The sequence below is a fragment of the Streptomyces sp. NPDC001093 genome (assembly GCF_040298985.1).
Classification (GTDB): Bacteria; Actinomycetota; Actinomycetes; order Streptomycetales; family Streptomycetaceae; genus Streptomyces.
Map to the genome: position 1 here is coordinate 23,687 of NZ_JBEPBF010000065.1, position 20,805 is coordinate 44,491.

At 72.4% G+C, this 20,805-nt stretch carries 18 protein-coding genes; 3 read left to right on the forward strand and 15 right to left on the reverse strand.

Annotation, left to right across the window (positions count from 1 at the left end):
- Positions 1-171: 171 nt before the first annotated feature.
- The 4 genes from ABT288_RS28135 to ABT288_RS28150 form a co-directional block, all read right to left on the reverse strand.
- Positions 172-2,427: a transglycosylase domain-containing protein gene (locus ABT288_RS28135; RefSeq protein WP_351613258.1), complete on the reverse strand. Its 2,256-nt coding sequence runs from the start codon at positions 2,425-2,427 to the stop codon at positions 172-174.
- A gap of 44 nt (positions 2,428-2,471) precedes the next feature.
- Positions 2,472-4,850: a bifunctional polysaccharide deacetylase/glycosyltransferase family 2 protein gene (locus ABT288_RS28140; protein ID WP_351613261.1), complete on the reverse strand. Its 2,379-nt coding sequence runs from the start codon at positions 4,848-4,850 to the stop codon at positions 2,472-2,474.
- Between the two features lie 14 nt (positions 4,851-4,864).
- Entirely contained in the window at positions 4,865-5,584 is a 720-nt protein-coding gene (locus ABT288_RS28145) for a hypothetical protein (protein ID WP_351613262.1), read from the reverse strand.
- Between the two features lie 77 nt (positions 5,585-5,661).
- Positions 5,662-6,123 (reverse strand): DUF1877 family protein, encoded by a 462-nt coding sequence (locus tag ABT288_RS28150; protein WP_351613263.1) that lies wholly within the window; start codon positions 6,121-6,123, stop codon positions 5,662-5,664.
- 421 nt (positions 6,124-6,544) lie between these two features.
- Between ABT288_RS28150 and ABT288_RS28155 the strand changes: the two genes are divergently transcribed.
- On the forward strand, positions 6,545-7,177 hold the full coding sequence (locus ABT288_RS28155) for an RNA polymerase sigma factor (protein WP_351613265.1): 633 nt from the start codon (positions 6,545-6,547) through the stop codon (positions 7,175-7,177).
- A gap of 84 nt (positions 7,178-7,261) precedes the next feature.
- Positions 7,262-8,101 carry a hypothetical protein gene (locus ABT288_RS28160; RefSeq protein ID WP_351613268.1) on the forward strand — a complete coding sequence of 280 codons (840 nt, stop codon included), beginning with the start codon at positions 7,262-7,264 and terminating at the stop codon, positions 8,099-8,101.
- A gap of 60 nt (positions 8,102-8,161) precedes the next feature.
- Here the strand turns inward: ABT288_RS28160 and ABT288_RS28165 are convergent, their stop codons facing one another.
- Positions 8,162-9,355, reverse strand: coding sequence for an NAD(P)/FAD-dependent oxidoreductase (locus ABT288_RS28165; RefSeq protein ID WP_351613270.1), 1,194 nt, complete (start codon positions 9,353-9,355; stop codon positions 8,162-8,164).
- Positions 9,356-9,471: 116 nt separating this feature from the next.
- Positions 9,472-10,416: an RNA polymerase sigma-70 factor gene (locus ABT288_RS28170; protein ID WP_351613272.1), complete on the reverse strand. Its 945-nt coding sequence runs from the start codon at positions 10,414-10,416 to the stop codon at positions 9,472-9,474.
- 258 nt (positions 10,417-10,674) lie between these two features.
- Between ABT288_RS28170 and ABT288_RS28175 the strand changes: the two genes are divergently transcribed.
- Positions 10,675-11,496: an AfsR/SARP family transcriptional regulator gene (locus ABT288_RS28175; RefSeq protein ID WP_351613275.1), complete on the forward strand. Its 822-nt coding sequence runs from the start codon at positions 10,675-10,677 to the stop codon at positions 11,494-11,496.
- 57 nt (positions 11,497-11,553) lie between these two features.
- Here the strand turns inward: ABT288_RS28175 and ABT288_RS28180 are convergent, their stop codons facing one another.
- The 9 genes from ABT288_RS28180 to ABT288_RS28220 all read right to left on the reverse strand — a co-directional run bounded on the left by ABT288_RS28180 (position 11,554) and on the right by ABT288_RS28220 (position 20,624).
- Positions 11,554-13,299: an acetyl/propionyl/methylcrotonyl-CoA carboxylase subunit alpha gene (locus ABT288_RS28180; RefSeq protein ID WP_351613278.1), complete on the reverse strand. Its 1,746-nt coding sequence runs from the start codon at positions 13,297-13,299 to the stop codon at positions 11,554-11,556.
- 16 nt (positions 13,300-13,315) lie between these two features.
- Positions 13,316-13,648 carry an acyl-CoA carboxylase subunit epsilon gene (locus tag ABT288_RS28185; protein WP_351613281.1) on the reverse strand — a complete coding sequence of 111 codons (333 nt, stop codon included), beginning with the start codon at positions 13,646-13,648 and terminating at the stop codon, positions 13,316-13,318.
- Entirely contained in the window at positions 13,567-15,135 is a 1,569-nt protein-coding gene (locus ABT288_RS28190; protein ID WP_351613284.1) for an acyl-CoA carboxylase subunit beta, read from the reverse strand. Before ABT288_RS28190 ends, ABT288_RS28185 begins: the two co-directional genes overlap by 82 nt.
- Positions 15,122-15,817: a 4'-phosphopantetheinyl transferase family protein gene (locus ABT288_RS28195; RefSeq protein ID WP_351613287.1), complete on the reverse strand. Its 696-nt coding sequence runs from the start codon at positions 15,815-15,817 to the stop codon at positions 15,122-15,124. The genes ABT288_RS28190 and ABT288_RS28195 overlap by 14 nt, the downstream gene beginning before the upstream one ends.
- 9 nt (positions 15,818-15,826) lie before the next feature.
- Entirely contained in the window at positions 15,827-16,786 is a 960-nt protein-coding gene (locus tag ABT288_RS28200; protein WP_351613290.1) for an aromatase/cyclase, read from the reverse strand.
- A 46-nt stretch (positions 16,787-16,832) separates the two neighbouring features.
- Positions 16,833-17,618, reverse strand: a complete 786-nt coding sequence (fabG, locus tag ABT288_RS28205) for a 3-oxoacyl-ACP reductase FabG (protein WP_351613293.1) — start codon at positions 17,616-17,618, stop codon at positions 16,833-16,835.
- 90 nt (positions 17,619-17,708) lie between these two features.
- A complete protein-coding gene (locus tag ABT288_RS28210) occupies positions 17,709-17,981 on the reverse strand; it encodes an acyl carrier protein (protein ID WP_208899763.1) in 273 nt (90 codons plus the stop codon).
- Between the two features lie 88 nt (positions 17,982-18,069).
- Positions 18,070-19,293 (reverse strand): ketosynthase chain-length factor, encoded by a 1,224-nt coding sequence (locus tag ABT288_RS28215; RefSeq protein ID WP_351613296.1) that lies wholly within the window; start codon positions 19,291-19,293, stop codon positions 18,070-18,072.
- Positions 19,290-20,624 carry a beta-ketoacyl-[acyl-carrier-protein] synthase family protein gene (locus ABT288_RS28220; protein ID WP_351613299.1) on the reverse strand — a complete coding sequence of 445 codons (1,335 nt, stop codon included), beginning with the start codon at positions 20,622-20,624 and terminating at the stop codon, positions 19,290-19,292. Before ABT288_RS28220 ends, ABT288_RS28215 begins: the two co-directional genes overlap by 4 nt.
- Positions 20,625-20,805 lie beyond the last annotated feature (181 nt).

The following is a 20,805-nucleotide window of genomic DNA, read 5'->3' on the forward strand; positions in this document are numbered from 1 at the left end:
CCGAATACTGGGACAGGTACAAGCCCTACAAGGGGGAGGGCACGCAACCGGCTCCGCAGGCCGACCGGTTCGACTGGACGCAGTACCCAGGGCACGGGCCCGGGGCCGAAGTCCTCGGCTGTCCTCGCCGAGCCCTGGAGCTCGGGCCGCCGAGCTGACCTGCCGCCGAAATCAATGGCACCTGTGCGGGCGGCACCTGGGGCCCGGTGCCGGGGCGCCCGGTCCCGGGGTGGCCGTGCCGGGTGTGCGCTTGTCCCGTCTGCCGGTGTGCTTGGCCGGGGAGTGGGTGGGCTTGGGGGAGGGGGCGCCGGGTTCGTTGCTGCCCTTGCCCAGGGGGGCCGGGGCGGGGAACGGGAGGTCGGGGAGGCCGGAGAGGGCGTCGTGCATGTACTGGGTCCAGATCTCGGTCGGGATGTCCCCGCCGAACACCTTCTGCAGGCCGCCGACGCCCGCCAGGGACTGGAGCTGGGGATGGGCCGGGTCCTCCTTGAAGAGGACGACGGAGGTGGCCAGTTGGCGGGTGTAGCCGATGAACCAGGCCGAGCGGTAGTCGTCGGTGGTGCCGGTCTTGCCCGCCGCCGTACGGCCGAGGGCCTGGGCCCTGGTGCCGGTGCCCCGCGTGATCACGCCCCGCAGGACGTCGGTCACGTTGTCGGCGACCGCCGCCGGGAGGGCCCGTACGGGGGCGGGGGCGGTGAAGCCGGGCAGTGCGGAACCGTTGTGGGTCACCTTCGTCACCGAGTACGGCGTGGCCCGCATCCCGGAGGCGGCGAAGGTCGCGTAGGCGCCCGCCATGCGGATCGCGCTCGGCGTGGAGGTGCCGATGTAGAAGCCGGCGCTGGGCGCGGCGAGGCTCTCCGGGCGCAGGCCCAGGGTCTTCGCCGTCCGGGCCACCTCGTCGTAGCCGACATCCTCGCCCAGCTGCACGTACGGCGTGTTGACCGACTGCTCCATCGCCGTGCGCAGGGAGATGTACCCCCAGCGGTGCGGGGTGTCGTTGTGCTGGTGGAGGAGGCCGGTGGGGTCCTTGTCGTCGGTGACGTAGTGGCCCTGCTGGTCCTTGATCTGGATGCCGTCGTCGCCGTCGAACTTGCTGGCCGGGGTGATCGGCGCAGGGGGCGTGGCCGGTTTCAGGACGGCCCCGTGCTGGAGCGCGGAGGCGAGGACGAGCGGTTTGAAGGTCGATCCCACCGGGACGCCGGAGGTGTCGGCGTTGTCGGCGTAGTGGGCCTGCTGGTAGCCGGGGCCGCCGTAGACGGCCAGGATCCGTCCGGTCTGCGGGTCCACCGAGGCGGCGCCGGCCTGGACGTTCCGGTCGGCCGCCCGGTGGGCGGGGTCGAGGCGCTGCGCGCGCACCTTCGCGACGGCCCTGGCCAGTTCCGCCGTCTTCCTGCGGTCGAAGGTGGTGTGGATCTGGTAGCCGCCGCGGCTCAGGCTGCCGTCGGTGACGCCGGGGTCGTGTGCCTGGACGTACGACCGGGCCAGCTGGACCAGATAGCCGGCCTGGCCGGTGAGCCCGGACCCGGGGGTCCACGTGCGGGGCGCGGGGAAGCCGGCCGCCGCGATGCGGGCGCGCTGCTGCTGCGTCAGCCTGCCGGTCGTGACCATCCGGTCGAGCACCCAGGACCAGCGGGCCTGCGCCTGCGCCCGGGCGCGGGGGTCGGCGTCGGCGTGCTGGAAGAGGCTCGGCTCGTTGACCGCGGCGGCGAGGAACGCGCCCTGGCTCACGGTGAGCTTCTCGGCCGGGATGCCGTAGTACACCCGGGCGGCGGCCTGGATGCCGTTGGCCTGGCGGCCGAAGAAGCAGGTGTTCAGATAGCCCTGGAGGATCTGCTGCTTGCTCATGCTCGCGCCGATCTTGGCGGAGATCAGCAGTTCCTTGAACTTGCGGGACAGCGTCTGCGACTGATCGAGGTAGGTGTTCTTGACGAACTGCTGGGTGATCGTCGATCCGGACTGGACGGAGCCGCCCTCGGCCATGTGCACGAGGGCGCGCGCGATGCCCTGCGGGTCGATGCCCGGGTCGGTGTAGAAGGAGGCGTTCTCGGCGGCGATGAAGTCCCCCTGCACGTCGGCGGGGACCTGCGCCAGGGTGACGTTCTCCCGGTTGACGCTGCCGTCGGTCGCCAGCACGGTGCCGTCGGACCAGTAGTAGACGTTGTTCTGCAGCAGCGTCTGGGGGTTGGGGTCGGGGATGGTGATCGTGGCGTAGGCGTACCCGACGGCCGCGGCCACTCCGCCGACGCAGAACAGGAGGGACGCGAGCACCTGGCGCCACGACGGCAGCCAGCGGCGCGGGCCGGTCCGGCCGGCGCGCGGATAGTCGATCCAACGTTTCCGCACGTCGGTACGGCGCCTGCCCCGGGCGCCCGCCGCACGGCTGCCGGAGCTGGTGCGCTGCGGCGGTCGGCGCCGGGTTCCGCTCATGTGCTCGGATCACTTTCCTCTCAGTACCACTGGGTGGTGTCGTGTCAGTACCACTGGGTGGTGTCGTGGGGGACGGGCTGCTGCCGGTAGTCGGCCCGGGGCGCGGGCCGAGGAGGGCCCCCGTACGGCTCCGGCTGCGGGAGGGAGCCGTAGGGTGCGGGCTGCGGGACGGGCGCGTACGTTCCCGGACCGGGGACGGCCCCGTACGGGTCCAGCTGCTCAAGGGCGGCGGTGCGGTCGTCCCCGGAGGGACCCGTGGCCGCCGGGGCCGACGCCAGGCTGCCGTAGCGCTCCATGCGCTGCCAGCGCAGGCGTGAGCCGGACGCGGCGGTGAAGACGGACTGGATCACCACCAGGTACATCAGCTGCCGGTAGACGAACTGCTGCAGCGGCAGGCTCCACAGCGGGCCGGGGCGTTCGCCGTCCAGGCGGAAGGCGTACAGGCCCATGACGAGCTGCAGCAGCAGGAAGGCCAGCCACAGGCCGGCGATCCGCAGCGGGTCGAGGAAGACCAGGCCGTACACGGCGAAGATGTCCACGGCCGGCGCGAGCAGCGGCAGCAGGACCTGGAAGAGGAGGAGGTAGACCAGGCCCCGGCGGCCGAGTTTGCCTGCGGCGCCGCGCTGCACCAGCGCGCCTCGGTGCTTCCACATCGCCTGCAGGGTGCCGTAGCACCAGCGGTACCGCTGCCGCCACAGGGCGCTCAGGGACGCCGGTGCCTCGGTCCAGGCCACCGCGCCCTCCTCGTACACCACGCGCCAGCCGCCGCGGCACAGCGCCATGGTGAGGTCGGTGTCCTCGGCGAGGGTGACGTCGCTGACGCCGCCGAGGTCCAGCAGGGCCCCGCGGCGGAAGGCTCCGACCGCTCCGGGCACGGTCGGCATGCATTCGGCGAGGTCGAACAACCGGCGGTCGAGATTGAAGCCGACCACGTACTCGATGTGCTGCCAACGGCCCAGCAAGCCACCGCGGTTGACGACCTTGGCGTTGCCGGAGACGGCACCCACCCGGGGGTCCGCGAAGGGCTGCACGAGGGTGCGGACGGCGTCGGGTTCGAAGACCGTGTCGCCGTCGACCATGACCACCAGGTCGCAACTCGCCGCGGCAAGACCGGTGTTGAGCGCGGCTGGCTTGCCCGCGTTCTCCTGGCGGATCACCCGCACCCCCGGCAGCCGGAGCGACTCCACCAGGTCCGCCGTGCCGTCGGAGGAACCGTCGTCCACCACGATGACCTCCACCGGATGGTCCGAGGCGATCAGGGAGCGCACGGCCGCCTCGATCCCGGCGCTCTCGTTGTACGCGGGGACGATGACACTGACCGGTCCGGTCACCGGCGGCCCCCAGGAGCGGCCCCGGCGTCCCGTCCGCAGCCTTCGGTGCCTGCGGGCCGCGATCAGCACGACCGCCGCGCGCAGCACGCTGATCAGTCCGGCCGCGTACATCAGCACGCCCAGCAGCCATACGGCCCAGTCGCCGGTCCGCAGCACCGAGATGAGGGCCATGCCCTGGAGGTGGTCGCCGAGGCCGGCGCGCTGGACCGGCCCGGCCATGCCGACGGCGGCGCCGACCGTCGCGAACCGGAAGCCCTCTGCCTTCAGCCGCGGGATCAGGGTGCCGAGCGCGGCGACGGTCTGGGAGCGGTCACCGCCGCCGTCGTGCATCAGCAGGATCTGCCCGGCGTGGCCGTGCGGGGTCGCGTTCGCGACGATGCGGGCGGTGCCGGGTCGCTGCCAGTCCTCGGCGTCCTGGGTGGACAGCACCGTGACATAGCCCGCCGTGCCGGCCTGCCGCAGGACGGACCAGTCGGCGTTGTCCAGCGCGCCGTTCGACGAGGAGTACGGCGGCCTCAACAGCGCGGTGGTGACCCCCGCCGCACCGGCCACCGCCAGCTGGGTCTCGCGCAGTTCCAGGGAACGCTGCCACGGGGCGAGGCGGGCCAGGTCGGGGTGGGTGAAGGTGTGGATGCCGATCTGGTGGCCGTCGGCGACCATCCGGCGGACCAGGTCCGGGTGGTCCACGACCTCGGTGCCGACGACGAAGAAGGTCGCGTGCACATGGTTGCGGCGCAGCACGTCGAGGATGCGCGGCGTCCAGACGGGGTCGGGACCGTCGTCGAAGGTGAGGGCGACGGTGCGGTCCTTCACCTGGACGGTGCGCGCGGAGGAGGCGGCGTTCGCGATCACCGGGCCGCCGTGGGTCACCCCGGCGGGCACCGCGTCGTTCCGGCCGCGGGCACCGGTCACGTCGTCCGCGGTGATCCCGAACATGTGATGGGTGTAGCCCTGCAGCAGGAGGGCCGTCGACAGGGTCACCGAGAGCACGCTCAGCAGCAGCCAGTGGGTGCGGGGTGTGATCTGGCGGGTGCGGCGGCGAACGGGGGCCTTGCGGCGGGCGGGAGCGGTGCGGCGTCGGCGGTCGGTCACGTCAGGGCCTTGGGTCACTTCACGGGCTTGTGGGAAGAGCCGACGGCGCGCCCCTTCGAGACGCGGGTGGGGGTCGAGGTGGAGGTCGTGGAGGTGGTACTGGCGGGCGCCGGCGTGGGTCCGGCCGTGGTGGCGGGGGTGGTCGAGGCCGCCGTCGGGCCGGACGTCTGCCGCGCCGTGGGACGGGGGGCCGCGTGGACCCCGGCGGTGTCCGCGCTCCCCGCCCGGCGGCCGGTGCCGGACGCTGCGTCGGGGGCGCTCACGCGGGGCGTGGCCGGGTGCGTGGTGTCCGGCTGCGGGACGAACGGAGCGCTGATGCCGGGGCCGCCCAGCAGGGTGCCGACCAGCAGGGCGACATAGCCGCCGGCGGGGATCATCAGCAGCCGGGCGGCGCGCAGCACGCGGCGCTGGCGTCGCCCCGAGGAGTCCACGAAGACGGGCCGTACCGGCTCGCTCGCCTCAGTGTCCGGTTCCGCGTCCCGCTCCGGTTCCGGCCACTGCGATTCCTGCCAGTGCGCTTCCTGCCACTCCGGTTCCGGCACGAAAGGGATGGTCTGGTGCGGTACGTAAGGTATGGGTTGGGTGTCGGTCTCCGGGGACTGCGGGTACGGCGCGGTGAGGACGCCACCGTACGCGGCGTCCCACGCCGTCGGCTGCGGGTGCGCATACCGGTACCCGGCACCGCCATACGGCTGCTCGCCGTACGCCCTGCCGCTTTCGTCCGTCCACTGCACGAGTCGTGCCCCCTGTCCTGGCCGACCGACGCGGTCGTCCGCATGGACAGAGCGCCGCGGCCCGGAACTGTTACACCTCACTCCTCATGCAGCCACTTCACCACCGCGTCTCCACGTTCGGCGGTGTGCGTGTAGAACGCCTTCAATTCCTGGTGAGCCGCCGCGAACGCCCGCCACGTCTCGGGCTCCGCTCGCACACCGCCGTAGTGCGGCAGCACTGCGTGCCGGGCGAAGTCCCACAGCGTGTCGAAGTCGGCGGCCGCCAGGAAGCCGGACACCCGGCGGGCCTGGGCCGCCGTCAGCACCAGCAGCGGTGGTTTGTGGCGGTCGGCGCGGAACACCGGCCGGCCGCCGAGCACCACCTGGGCCTGGGGCCGGTCCTGGGCGAGGGGATGCGGGGAGGCACCGGTGTAGATGCGCTCCTGGTCCCGGTGGCGCCGAACGGTCCCCGAGTCGTCGTCGAAAAGCCGTTCCAGCCAGGTCGAGCTGTTGCGCAGTGCCGGTGGCGGCACCGCTCGCAGACGGAGGTACGCGCTCATGCCACAAGGAGCGCACGGGGCCGTCGAAGTATCACGCGGCCGGATGGGGCGGGTTCGCCGCACGCGGGGCGGCCGGGGCCTCGTGCAGTGGTCGGGACCCCGGCCACCCCATCCCTCTCCGTGCCGCCCACGAGGGGGAGATCGGAACGACACGGAGAGGGGTCCGGGGGGGGTTGCGGCACCGGTGCCGGCGAGCGGTGGCCGGCCCGGGCGGTACCGCGCCCGGCACTCACCCAGCGCACCGCCCGCGGCAAACGTCACCGGGCCGCGGCCACCCGGTCACCTGCGGCCTCGTGAAGGGGGCCTGGTACGTTGTGACACTTCTGTGAGGGCAGACGCTGATCGCCATGGGGCCGTCGATGCGACCGGTGCGCGACAGACGGCACGAACTGGCTACGAACCAGCGCGAACGAGGACAATCTTGGGCCAGGTACGGCAACCCCGGCGCGTACAGGCGTACGACGGAGAACTGGGCGCGGCGGTCGCGCGCGCCCAGGAGGGCGACGAGGCCGCCTTCGCGGTCGCCTACCGGTTCGTGCAGCCGGGCCTGCTCGGCTATCTGCACGGCATCGTCGGCGACGACGCCGAGGACGTGGCCGCCGACGCCTGGCTGGACATAGCCCGCGACCTCGGACGTTTCAAGGGCGACGGCGCCGGTTTCCGCGGCTGGACCGCGACCATCGCCCGGCACCGGGCACTGGACCATCTGCGCCGCCAGCGCGTGCGGCCCCGGGCGGGCGGGACCGAGCAGGACGTACTGCACCTGCCCGCTGCGCACAGCACCCATGAGCAGGCCCTGGAGTCCCTCTCCACCGAGCGGGCCCTGGAACTCGTCCGCGGGCTGCCCCAGGACCAGGCCGAGGCCGTGCTGCTGCGGGTCGTGGTCGGCCTGGACGGTCCCGCCGCCGCTCGCGTCCTCGGCAAGCGCCCCGGAGCGGTGCGCACGGCGGCCCACCGGGGTCTGAAACGCCTCGCGCGCCAGCTCGGCATCGGCGGTGAGACGGAGAAGGGTGTGACGGATGAGGCTTCCCGCACGCTGGGGGAGTCGACATGAACGACTCCCGGTGCACCGCACGAACCGCACGCACCGCACGGCTCGATACGGCCGGACAGGAACGAACGGGAACGGACAACGGACATGGGTGAACGGCTGAGCGGCGACGGAGGACCGGGCCGTCGACGTGCGCAGCCCGGCGCCGTGTCCGGCGCGTCGGACACGGCTGACAGCGCCGCGCTGGAAACGGTGCTGGCCGCCGTCCTGCGCACCGGCGATCTCGACCCCCGGGCCGAGCAGCGGGCCGTGGCCGCGTTCCGGGACGCCCGCGCCATGGGCACGCGGCGGGCGCGTACCCGGCGGCGGGACGACTGGCGGCCGGCCGCGGAGCGGCGGGCCGGGCGGACGGTGAAGATGACGTTCGGCGCGGTGTTCGCCAGCGTCGCCCTGGGCGGGGTCGCGGTCGCGGCCATCGGCTCGGTCGGCTCGTCGTCGAGTGGCACCGGAGCCGGCCCACGGGCCGGCCACCCCTCGGCGGTCGCCCCGGCCCGGCCGGGCGGGACGGCGCCGTCGGCTCCCTCCGACGGCGCCCGGCCGACGGACCGCCCGCCGTCCGCCAAGGACACCCAGGCCCACTGCCGTGCCTACGAGCAGGTCCGGAGCCGGGGCAAGGCGCTCGACGCGACAGCCTGGCAGCGGCTTGTCCTTGCCGCCGGCGGCAAGGACAAGGTCGCCGCGTACTGCTCCGAGCAGCTGACGCGGGCAGCTGCCACGCCGAGCGGGCGGGCCGGCACGGGCAAGTCCGGTGAAAGCGCCGGGACCGCAGGCCACGGCACGACGGGCAAGGCCGGCAGCTCGGGCAAGGACGCGTCCGGTACCGGTGGTTCGGGCACCGGAGCGTCCGGCACCGGCACCTCCGGCGGCACGGGCGACTCGGCCGGGAACGGCACGTCGGGCGGCGGCAAGCACGGCGGGAAGCACTGACCGGGTGGAGCACGCCCTGTCCTTCGAACCCCGCGTCCTCACACACGGATCCCCGGGGCGTCAGGCCGATGCCGTGACCTCCGCGCCCGCCCGGACCGGCTCCGGTACGACGCGGCGGCGCCGGGCCGGCAGGAGGACGGGGTTGGCGACGCTCCAGGCCGCGCCCTTGCAGACCAGCTCCTTGTAGACGGCGGCGGACCGTCCCGTCAGGGCCGCCCGGACGGGACGGTCGTCGGCGGTGACGTACTGGATCAGGCCTTCCCTGCGGCCCAGCGAGATGCACTGGTTGAAGTAGCGCAGCGGCACCTTCGGGAGCTTCCCGCCGGTCAGGCGCGCCGCGATGGCGTCGGCGGCCTGCCACGCGGTGGGCACGCCCGAGGCGCACGACATCCGCAGCGGCTTGCCGCCGGGGCCCGTCGCCATGGCCGCGTCGCCGATGGCGTACACCTCCGGGTGCGAGACCGAGCGCATGGTCCGGTCGACCACGATCTGGCCGGTGCCGGTGACCTCCAGGGTGGTGGCCCGCGCGATCGGGTGGACGGCGAAGCCGGTGGTCCACACGGTGACCGCGGCCGGCACGGACGTGCCGTCGGCCGTGGTGACGCGGTCGGCCTCGACGGCGGTGACGGCGGTGTGCTCGTGCACGGTGATGCCGAGCCTGCCGAAGACCCTCCGCAGGTGCCTTTCGCCCTTCGGCGAGAGCCAGTCGCCGAAGCCGGCGCGGGCGACGAGCGCGACGTCGAGGTCCGGGCGGGCCTCGGCGATCTCGGTCGCGGCCTCCACGCCGGTGAGGCCGCCGCCGACCACGACCACGGGCTGTCCGGCGGCCAGGGCGGCCAGGCGCTCGCGCAGCCGGAGCGCTCCGGCGCGGCTCGCGATCTGCTCGGCGTGCTCGGCGGTGCCGGGGACACCCTGGTCGGCCCAGCCGCTGCCGAGGGCGTACACGAGGGTGTCGTACGGCAGTTCCTCCGCTCCGTGCGCGCCGGTGACGGCGACGGTCCTGCGGTCGGCGTCGACGCCGGTGACCCGGGCGAGCCTCAGGTCGACGCCGGTGCCCGCGAACATCTCGGCGAACGGCCGGGGCTTGAGCGACTGGCCGACCGCGAGCTGGTGCAACCGGACGCGTTCCACGAAGTCGGGCTCGGCGTTGACGAGGGTGATGGAGACGTCTTCGGGGCGCAGCCGCCTGGCGAGGCGCCCGGCGGCGATGGCTCCGGTGTATCCGGCTCCCAGGACGACGATGCGGTGCTGCATTTCCCGGCTCCTGTCTGCTGCTGTCCTCAGCCGCTGCCTTCAGCGGATTCGCCCCTTGAACCGGGCGGCCCGCCGTTTCCTGACAGGAACCGGATGTGAAGCACCTCACATCGTGGTCACCAGAGGGTGAGCAGGGGTGCGCCGTGGTCGGCGGCCGCCCACCACCGGCTCGCGCGGTCCAGCTTGTCGGGGTTGACCTGGTTGCGGAACGCGGCGATGCCCTCGGCGGTGATCTCCAGGCACATGACACCGATGACCCGGCCCTCGAAGACCACCACGACGGCCGGGTCGCCGTTGGCGGTCGTGACGTACACCTCGGACGAGCCGCCGACGAGGCGGCGCTTGGCCTCGCTGGGCTTGAACAGCCCCCGCATGAACTTGGCGACCGCCTGGGCGCCCTCGAACGCCTTGGCGCGGGCCGGGACCTTCCCGCCGCCGTCGCCGACCGCGATGGCGTCCTGGGTGAGCAGGCGTACCAGCGGCTCGGTCCTTCCGCTGGTGGCGGCCTCGAGGAACTCCTCGACGATCCGCCGGGCGGCGGCCCGGTCGATCTCGGCGCGGGCCCTGCCGTCGGCGACGTGCTTCTTGGCGCGGTGGAAGATCTGCTGGCTGGCGGCCTCGGTGACATCGAGGATCTCGGCGATCTCCCGGTGCGGACAGCCGAAGGCCTCCCGCAGCACGTACACCGCCCGCTCGTCGGGGGACAGCCGCTCCAGCAGGGCGAGGACCGCGTACGACACCGATTCGCGCTGTTCGGCGGTGTCGGCCGGCCCGAGCATCGGATCCCCGGCGAGCAGCGGCTCGGGCAGCCACTGGCCCACATAGACCTCGCGCCGCGCGCGGGCCGAGGCGAGCTGGTTGAGGCACAGGTTGGTGAGCACCTTGGTCAGCCAGGCCTCGGGCACCTCGATGCGCCCGACGTCGGCGCCCTGCCAGCGCAGGAACGTCTCCTGCACGGCGTCCTCGGCCTCGCTCGCGGAGCCCAGCAGACGATAGGCGATGGCCTCCAACCGGGGCCTGCACGCCTCGAACCGGTCCACGTCGTCCACGGTCAGCGCCATGGGCCGGATCCTAGCCCCCGGCGAGTCGGCGAGTCGGCGAGGTGACCTGGGCCGATTCGGGTAGGCTCTTCATTACTACCCAGTAATAGCATTCTTTCCCTAAAGGGAAAGCAATGCGAGATGCGCCACTTGTGAGCGAAACGGAGCGATAGCAGTCCGAATCGCCTTGACAGGTGACAGGTTAACTATCGTACTGTTCAAGAGTACGCTTTCTTCGATGTCGACGCCTGTGCCTGGGGCGTACAACCAAGGGGGATAATGGACATCGGGATACTGGGGCCTCTCACTGTGAGATCGGCAGGACGTGAAGCTGCTCCGACCGCACCGAAACCTCGTCAGCTTCTCGCTCTCCTCGCCGTTCGCACCGGTCAGGTCGTGCCGATGGAAACACTCGTCGACGAATTGTGGGAACACGATCCGCCAGCCAGTGCGGTGACCGTCATACAGACCTACATCGTCCTGCTGAGGCGTTCACTCGCGGCGACTCTCCAACTGTCGACCGAGCACGTCGCCCAGCACGTACTGCCGTACACGGGCTGGGGCTACCAGCTGTCGCCCGGCGAAGGGGCGCACGACGCGGACGTCTTCGCCCAGCTCACCGAGCGGGGGAGCCGGGAGCTCGCGGACGGCGACTACCACCGCGCGACCATGTCCTTCCAGCGCGCCGCGCAGTTGTGGCGCGGCCCCGCCCTGGCGGACGTGCGCACCGGGCCGCAGCTCCTGGCCCACCGCACGTCGCTGGAGGAATCCCGCACCGTCGCCGTCGAACAGCGCATCGAAGCCGATCTGCACCTCGGCCGCCATCACCAGTTGATCGGTGAACTTTCCGGTCTGGTAATTCAGGATCCGTTGCATGAGCGAACCCATTCCCTCCTCATGGTTTCCCAGTACCGGTCGGGACGCAGGGCGCAGGCCCTCGAAACATTCCGGAAACTCCACAAAAATCTGAGGGAAGAACTGGGAATAGAACCGTCTCCGCACGTCACAAGAATCCACCAGCGAATTCTTTCCGGGGATACGTCTCTGCTGCACTCGGCCGAGGGTCTGAACCTGGAAGGGTGCCGCAGGTCCGCGGCATAAATGGAGGTGGCGCACTCCGCATGCTGCATACGGGGTGCGCCACCGCACGCCTGCGACTCAGCTCTTTATCTCGCAGATGAGTGCGCCCGAGGAGACGGAGGCGCCCACTTCCGCCGTCAGGCCCTTCACCGTGCCGGAGCGGTGCGCACGGAGCGGCTGTTCCATCTTCATCGCCTCCATGACGACGACGAGCTCCCCCTCGGCCACCGGCTGCCCCTCCTGGACCGCGACCTTGACGACCGTGCCCTGCATCGGGGAGGTCAGCGCGTCACCCGACGCGGCGGCCCGGTTCGCACCCGCCGTGCGCCGCCTGGGCCTGACGGCACCGGCGGAGGACGGGGCGGCCGTCCCCAGAGAAGCGGGCAGCGCCACCTCCACCCGCCGGCCACCGACCTCGACGACGACGGTCTCGCGAGCGGGTTCCGTGCCGGGGTCCGCCGCGGCGCCGGCGAACGCCGGGATCGCGTTGACGAACTCCGTCTCGATCCACCGTGTGTGCACCCGGAAGGGACTGCTGGTGTAGGCCTCGTCGGCCACCACCGCCCGGTGGAACGGAACCGCCGTGGCCATCCCCTCCACCCGCAGCTCCCCCAGGGCCCGGGCCGCCCGCTGCAGGGCCTGCTCCCGGTCGGCCCCCGTCACGATCAGCTTCGCCAGCAGAGAGTCCCACGCCGGACCGATCACGCTCCCGGACTCCACGCCCGCGTCCAGCCGTACGCCCGGCCCGGACGGGGCGACGAACCGTGTCACGGTCCCCGGCGCCGGCAGGAACCCCCGCCCCGGATCCTCGCCGTTGATCCGGAACTCGAAGGCGTGCCCGCGCACCGGCGGATCGTCGTACCCGAGGGCCTCGCCGTCGGCGATACGGAACATCTCCCGGACCAGATCGATGCCCGTGACCTCCTCGGTCACCGGATGCTCCACCTGCAGCCGGGTGTTGACCTCCAGGAACGAGATCGTCCCGTCCGCCCCGACCAGGAACTCCACGGTGCCCGCGCCCACATACCCGGCCTCCCGCAGGATGGCCTTGGAGGCGGCGTACAGCTGGTCGTTCTGCGCAGCCGTCAGGAAGGGGGCGGGGGCCTCCTCCACCAGCTTCTGGTGGCGGCGCTGCAGCGAGCAGTCCCGCGTGGAGACGACGACCACATGGCCGTACGCGTCGGCCAGGCACTGGGTCTCCACATGCCGCGGCCGGTCGAGATACCGTTCCACGAAGCACTCGCCCCGCCCGAACGCGGCCACCGCCTCACGCACCGCCGACTCGTACAGCTCCGGCACTTCCCGCAGCGTGCGGGCGACCTTCAGGCCGCGGCCGCCCCCGCCGAAGGCGGCCTTGATGGCGATCGGCAGCCCGTGCTCCCGCGCGAAGGCCAGCACCTCCTCCGCTCCTGACACCGGATCCGCCGTGCCCGCCACCAGCGGCGCACCCGCCCGCTGTGCGATGTGCCGGGCGGCGACCTTGTCCCCGAGGGCGCGGATCGCCCGCGGCGGCGGGCCGATCCACGTCAGCCCCGCGTCCAGCACGGCCTGCGCGAAGTCCGCGTTCTCGGACAGGAAGCCGTACCCCGGGTGGACCGCGTCGGCCCCCGACTCCCCGGCCGCCGCCAGGACCTTGGCCATGTCCAGATAACTCGCCGCCGGGGTGTCTCCGCCCAGGGCGAACGCCTCGTCGGCCGCGCGCACATGCAGCGCGTCCCGGTCCGGTTCCGCGTACACCGCCACACTGGCGATTCCGGCGTCCCGGCACGCACGGGCGACGCGGACCGCGATCTCGCCACGATTGGCGATGAGCACCTTACGCACGACGGTTCCCTCTCCCTCATCCCTGTGATCCGGCCCATCCCCGTGATCCGGCCCATCCCCGTGATCCGGCTCGCCACGAGCCCGCCGACCGGCACGGGCCCTCCTCGGCCCTTCCCCAGCCGGCCCTCGACGGGCCGGGGTCGGCGGGTACCGCCGCGGCGCGCCGCGTCACCGCCCTCAGCACGACCGTGAGGACGGCGAGGTCCTCGTGGCTCGGATTCCCGTGGAGCACCCGGACGCCGTCGGGCCGTTCGGTCCGCCCGGGCGTCACAGCGGCGGGTTGCCGTGCTTGCGCGACGGCAGGTCGGCGTGCTTGCTGCGCAGCATCGCGAGGGAGCGGATCAGGCACGACCTGGTGTCGCCCGGGTCGATGACGTCGTCCACCAGGCCGCGTTCGGCCGCGTAGTAGGGGTGCATCAGCTCGGTCCGGTACTCCTTGATCTTCTGCCGGCGCACCGCCTCCGGATCGGAGGCCGCCGCGATCTCCCGGCGGAAGATCACGTTCGCCGCGCCCTCCGCCCCCATCACCGCGATCTCGTTCGACGGCCACGCGAGCGAGATGTCCGCCCCGATGGACCGGGAGTCCATGACGATGTACGCACCGCCGTACGCCTTGCGCAGGATCAGCTGGACCCGCGGGACCGTGGCGTTGCAGTAGGCGTACAGCAGCTTCGCGCCGTGCCGGATGACGCCGCCGTGCTCCTGGCCCACCCCGGGCAGGAAGCCGGGCACGTCGACCAGGGAGACCAGGGGGATGCTGAACGCGTCGCACAGCTGGATGAACCGGGCGCCCTTCTCCGACGCCCCGATGTCCAGGACGCCCGCGAGCGACGCCGGCTGGTTGGCGACGATGCCGACGACCTGGCCGTCGAGCCGGGCGAGCGCGCACAGGATGTTGGTGGACCACGCCGAGTGCACCTCGAAGAACTCGCCGTCGTCGACGATCTCCTCGATCACCGCGCGCATGTCGTAGGCACGCCCCGGGTCCTGCGGCACCAGGTCGAGCAGGGCGTCGGTGCGCCGTTCTGCCGGGTCCGCGCAGGCCTCGGCCGGGGGGAGTTCACGGTTGTTGGCGGGCAGGAGCGACAGCAGGAAGCGCACGTCCGCCAGGCAGGACTCCTCGTCGTCGTACGCGGCGTGCGCCACCCCGGAGGTGGCCGCGTGCACATCGGCGCCGCCGAGACCGTTCTGGCTGATCTCCTCGCCCGTGACCGCGCGCACCACGTCGGGTCCCGTGATGAACATCTGGGAGGTGTCACGGACCATGAAGACGAAGTCGGTCAGGGCCGGGCTGTAGGCCGCGCCGCCGGCGCACGGGCCGAGCATCACCGATATCTGCGGGATGACCCCGGACGCCCTGGTGTTGCGCTGGAAGATGCCGCCGTAGCCGGCGAGGGCACTGACGCCTTCCTGGATGCGGGCACCCGCCCCGTCGTTCAGGGAGACCAGCGGGGCACCGGCCGCGAGGGCCATGTCCATGATCTTGTGGATCTTGGTGGCGTGGGCCTCGCCCAGAGCGCCGCCGAAGATCCGGAAGTCGTGGGCGTAGACGAAGACCGTACGGCCGTGCACCGTGCCCCAGCCCGTCACCACCCCGTCCGTGTGGGGGCGCCGCTGCTCCAGGCCGAAGCCGGTGGCGCGGTGCCTGCGGAGCGCCTCGATCTCGGTGAACGACCCCTCGTCCAGCAGGAGTTCGATGCGCTCGTACGCGGTGAGCTTGCCCTTGGCGTGCTGGCGCTCGGTGGCGGCCGGATCCGGGCCCCGCCGGACCGCCTCCTTGATCTCGCGCAGCTCGGCGAGCCGTTCGTGGGAGACGGCGTCGTCAGTGGTGTGCATGGTGTTCGCCCTTTCTGCGTGGGTCGCGTTGACTCGGGAGAGCGCGAGCGGACCGGGGTTGCCGGTCTTCCGTGACCTCGGCGGTCGTGATCCCGGCGGCGGGGCCACGGCCGGCGCAGGACAGCACGTAGCCGGGCGGGCCGGGCAGGACGGTGGCCGCGAGGTCCGTGTCACCGGGCAGCCAGGTCAGCCGCCGGGAGGTGCGGGGGAAGGTGCCGGGCGGCGGGCTGCCCACCGGTCTGCGCAGCCCGCCGCCGGCGAGTCCCCGGCCGGCCGCCTTGCCCGCCGACTCCTTGCGCGTCCACAGGTGCAGCAGACCGACCGGGCGCAGTGCGGGCGGCAGGGACAGCACCCAGGACGCCTCGCCGGGGGTGAACCAGCGGGTGGCGAGCCCCGCCGCGTCGAGCGGGCGGATCGCCTCCACGTCCACCCCGATGCCGGAGAGCTCCGTGTGCGGCCCGGTGACCGCGACGGCGACGACTCCCCGGGTGTGGCTCACACTGGCGCACAGTCCGGCGGCGGCGCCGGACAGTTCGGGCAGCCCCGACGCCGCCCGGCCGAGCACGACGTCGGCCGGCCGGGCGGCGCACACCTCGGCGGCGACGCTCCTGAGGAGTTCCCTGGCCCGGGTGCGCGGGTCCGCCCCCGCATACGCCCAGCGGACGGCGACGGCGGCCTCCATGCGGCGCGTTCAGCCGCCGGAGACGAGGGCAGGGTCGCCCTGTGCGAACGACCGGGCGTGTTCCAGGGTGATGCGGCTGTTGCCGGTGAGCGCCGTACGGGCGAACTCCAGGGCGTCGGCCACCGTCGCGGTGTCGCCGAGGACGCCCGCCACCGCCTCGGGGTTGATCACCACGGTGTGCCGCGAGGTGATGGTGACGCCGCCGTCGACGGCCGCCACCCGCCACTCACCGGTGTGCGCGGCCAGCAGCGGCGGCAGCACCGTCTGCTTGTAGACGATGCGTTCGCCGGCGAAGCAGATCCGTACGGACCTGGTGGTGTGCCGGTCACCGGTGCGGGTGATGGAGTCCATCTCCATGACCTGGACGCCCGGATCGTCCTCCACGAGCTCCATCCGGGACACATGGGGCAGCCGGTCCGGCCACCGCGACGCCTCGTGGAGGAAGGCGTACGCGTCCTCCGGGCGGCCGCCCTCCACCAGGATGGTGTCGTCGAAGGTCAGCCGGTGCGCCGGCCCGGTGGCGGCCCACTCGGCGAGCGCCTTCAGGTTCGCCAGCTCGGCTCGGCTGTTGCGCTCCGTCACGTCCGCGATCCAGGCGAGGGAGGCCGGATCGTCGTCGACCGCCCGGTAGCCGTGGTCGAGGACGATCCGGGTGCCGCCGTCCGGGAGCGCCTCGAGTGTCCAGGCCCCGGACATCGACGCGACGGGCGGCTGGGACACCTCCTGCCGGAAGGTGATGCGCAGCGTGCCGGGATCCAGTTCCCGGCGGGAGGTCCACGCCTTGACGGTGTCTCCGGCTAGCGCCCAGATGCGGATGCGCTCGGTCCCGCCGTTGCCGTCCGGCCGCTGCAGCTGCTCCACGTGAACGGTCGGGGAGAAGTTCACCGGCCAGGACGCGGCATCGGCCAGCAGGGCGTAGACGGTCCGCGGTGCCGCTGTGGTGGTGATGGTGTGCCGTACGTCGGTCATCGCACGTTGCTCCCTGTCGTCGGGTCTGCGTACACGTCGCTGCGCATCAGTAGTTGCCGAGCCCGCCGCACACGTTGAGCGCCTGGGCGGTGATCGAGGCCGCGAGGTCCGAGAGCAGATAGCCGACCAGGCCGGCCACCTCCTGCGGGGTGGAGTACCGCCCCAGCGGGATCTTGGTCTCGAACCGTTCCAGGACCGCCTCCTCCTCGGTGTCCCAGATGCGCGCGTAGTTGGCCCGCACCTGCTGCGCCATGGGCGTCTCGACATAGCCGGGGCAGACCGCGTTCACCGTGATCCCGGACTTGGCGAGTTCGAGGCCCAGCGCCTTGGTGAATCCGATGACGCCGTGCTTGGACGCCGAGTAGGGCGCCCCGAGCACGACACCCTGCTTGCCGCCGGTCGAGGCGATGTTGACGATGCGGCCCCGCTCCTTGTCGCGCATGCCGCCCGTGGTGAGCACCTCCCGTGTCATGAGGAAGACGCTGTTGAGGTTGGTGTCCATGACGTCGTACCAGGTGTCGTCGTCGAGGTCGGCGGTGACGCCGCCGCCGCTGCGCCCCGCGTTGTTGACGAGGGTGTCGACGGTGCCGTAGCGCTCCACCGCCGCCTCGACGAAGGCGCGCACCTCCTCCCGCGAGCGGACGTCACAGGTCCTGCCGTCCACCTCCAGGCCCCGCTCGCGCAGGCCCTTGACGGTGACGTCCAGGTCCTCGGCGTTGCGGGCGCAGATGAAGACCCTGGCGCCGGCGGTGGCCAGGCTCTCCGTGATCGCGAGTCCGATTCCGCTGGTGCCACCGGTCACGATGACCGTGGTGGCCGTGTCGTTGGCCATGCTGTGCTCTCTCTTCTCACGTCGATGAGGGGCGATGACGGGCGATGCGGGTCGGTGCCGGGCGATGAGGTCGGTGAGGGCCGACGAGGCTCATGCGGCCCGGGCGGCCGGCGGGAGGGCCCCGTTGGCGGCCGCCAGCAGCAGCCGCGGGGTCTCCGCCTCGCTCACCGCGTCGTCGGAGAGCTTCACGCCGAACTCGCGCTCGATCCGGCTGGAGGCTTCCAGCAGGGCCAGGGAGTCGTAGCCGAGGTCGGCGAAGAGGGTGTCGAGAATGTCGCCGTCGAGGTCGACGCCCTCGTCCTCACCGGCGCTCTCGCGCAGGATGCGGGTCAGGTCGTCGAGGGTCAGTTCACGTGCGGTCATGGTCGGTGTCCTCGTTTCGGTGGGCCACGAAGTGGTACGGGTAAGTGACTGGGAAATTGACCATCCGTCAGATTGCTGGGACGGCAGGTCAGTCGGCGGTCGGGGCGCGCAGCACCATGGCGGCGTTGAAGCCGCCGTGGCCACGGGCGAGCACCAGCGCGTGCCGCACCGTCATCTCGCGGGCGGCGTCCCGGACCAGGTCGATCGCACAGTCCGCCGCCTGCTCGGTGACGCGCAGCGTGGGCGGTACGACGCCGTCCCGCATGGCGAGCAGGGCGGTCGCCGCGTCCAGCGACGCGGCGCCCGAGTAGAGGCGGCCGGTCATCGTCTTCGGGGCGGTGACGGGCACCGCGTACGGGCCGAACACCGCGCTCAGCGCCGATGCCTCCGCCCGGTCCGGATCAGGCAGTCCGGCGGCGTCCGCGAAGACCACGTCGATGGCCTCCGGGGCCACCCGGGCGTCGGCGAGGGCCGTCTCGACGGCACGGCGCAGTCCCGGTTCACGGCCGGAGCCGGGCCTGGGGTCGAACGTCGCGCCGTAGCCGGCGATGGTTCCGTAGCTGCGCGCGCCCCGTTCCCGGGCGTGGGACGCACGCTCCAGGACCAGGATCGCGCCGCCCTCGCCGGGCAGGTGTCCGTCCGCCGAGACGTCGAACGGCGCGTAGGCACGCTCGGGGTCGCTGGTCGGGCTCAGGCGTCCGGTGGTCAGCTGGGAGACCAGACCCCACGGTGACAGGGAGGCGTCGACCCCGCCCGAGACGACCACGCCGGTGCCCTTGCGCAGGTGCCGGCGTGCGTGGCCGAGCGCGTCCAGCCCGCCCGCCTGGTCGGTGACCAGCACTCCGCTGGGACCGCGCATCCCGTGACGGATGGAGATCTGACCGGTGTTGACGGCGTAGAACCAGGCGAACGACTGATAGGCGCTGACGTACTCCGGACCCTTGCTCCACAGCTTCTGCAGTTCGTGCTGGGCGAACTCGAAGCCGCCGGAGGCGCTGGCCGTCACCACGCCCATGTCGAACTCCGGCACGGAGGCGGGGTCCAGGTCCGCGTCGGCCAGCGCCCAGTCCGAGGCCACGAGGGCCATCTGCGTCATCCGGTCGGTCTGCGGCAGCAGCCGGCTCGCCAGGTGCTCCCCGGCGACGAAGTCCGTCACTTCGCCGGCGAGCTGCGTCGGGTAGGAGCCGGGGTCGTACCGGCTGATCCGGTCGATGCCGCTGATGCCCTTCTGGGTCGCGGCCCAGTACTCCTCGGTGCCCAGGCCGTTCGGCGCGACCACGCCGATGCCGGTCACCGCGATGGACTCGGTCATGCCGTCTTCCTCTCCGAGGGCCGGGTCAGCACCATGGCGCTCTGGAACCCGCCGAATCCGCTGCCGACGGTGAGCGCCGTGTCGACCCGCTGTTCGCGGGCGGTGTGCGGGACGTAGTCGAGGTCGCACTCCGGGTCGGGGGTGTGCAGGTTCGCGGTGGGCGGCACCACGCCGTGCTCGATCGTCAGCGCGCAGGCGGCGATCTCGATGGATCCGATCGCCCCGAGCGAGTGGCCGATCATCGACTTGATCGAGCTGACCGGCACGTCGTACGCGTGCTGTCCGAGGCTGCGCTTGAACGCGGCGGTCTCGTGGCGGTCGTTCTGCTTGGTGCCGGAGCCGTGCGCGTTGACGTACTGCACGTCCTGCGGGTTCATCCGGGCCTCGGCCAGCGCGGTCTCGATGGCCACCGCCATCTCCCGGCCGTCCGGCCGCAGTCCGGTCATGTGGAAGGCGTTGCACCGGGACGCGAAGCCCGCGATCTCGGCGTAGATGTGCGCACCGCGCCGCCGGGCGTGCTCGTACTCCTCCAGGACGAAAACCGCCGCGCCCTCGCCCAGCACGAAGCCGTTGCGGCTCCTGTCGAACGGCCGGGAGGCGTGCTCCGGGTCGTCGTTGCGCGGCGAGGTCGCCTTGATGGCGTCGAAGCAGGCGACCGCGATCGGGGAGATCGGGGCGTCGGTGGCACCGGCGACCATGATGTCCGCGCTGCCCTCGGCGATCAGCTCGCGGGCGTAGCCGACCGAGTCGAGGCCGGAGGTACAGCCGGCCGAGACCACCGCGGAGGGGCCTTCGGCGCCCACGGTCCAGGCGACCTCGGCGGCGATGCTGCTCGGCACGAAGTGCCCGTACAGGTGCGGCACCCCGTACTCGGCGTCGACGAGCCACTTGCGCCCGCTGTCGCTGAGGACGACGTACTCCTCCTCCAGCCCCATGGTCGCGCCGACCGCGCTGCCGATGGTGACGCCGATCCGGGCCGGATCGGGGTCCTGGAAGTCGAGGCCGCTGTCGCGCACGGCCTCGCCGGCACCGACGACCGCGAACTGGGTCGCCCGGTCCATGCGGCGGATCTCACGCGGCGTCAGCCCGTGGAGCGCCGGGTCGAAGTCGCACTCGGCCGCGATCTGCGAGCGGTACGGGGACGGGTCGAAGAAGGAGATGCGTCCGGTCGCGGTGCGTCCCGACGTGATGAGGTCCCAGAAGGCCTTGGTGCCCGTGCCGCCGGGTGCCACCACTCCGATGCCGGTGATGACCACCCGGCGGGGGGCTGTGGGCCGGCGCCCCGGCTCCGCCGCGCGGCGGGAGTCCGCGGCAGGGTCCGTCGCTGACATGTCGGCTGCCTTTCCGTAAGAGGGCCGTCCCCTCGCATCACGGCCGCATCGATGCCGGCCGGAGCGCACAGGGACACAGATCGTGGAGCTGCCGTCGGCGGGAGGGCCGCACCGGCGTGAGCACACGCTCTCGGCGCGGCCTCAAGGTCCGCTAAAGATCCGGCCAAGGAGTACGGCAGCA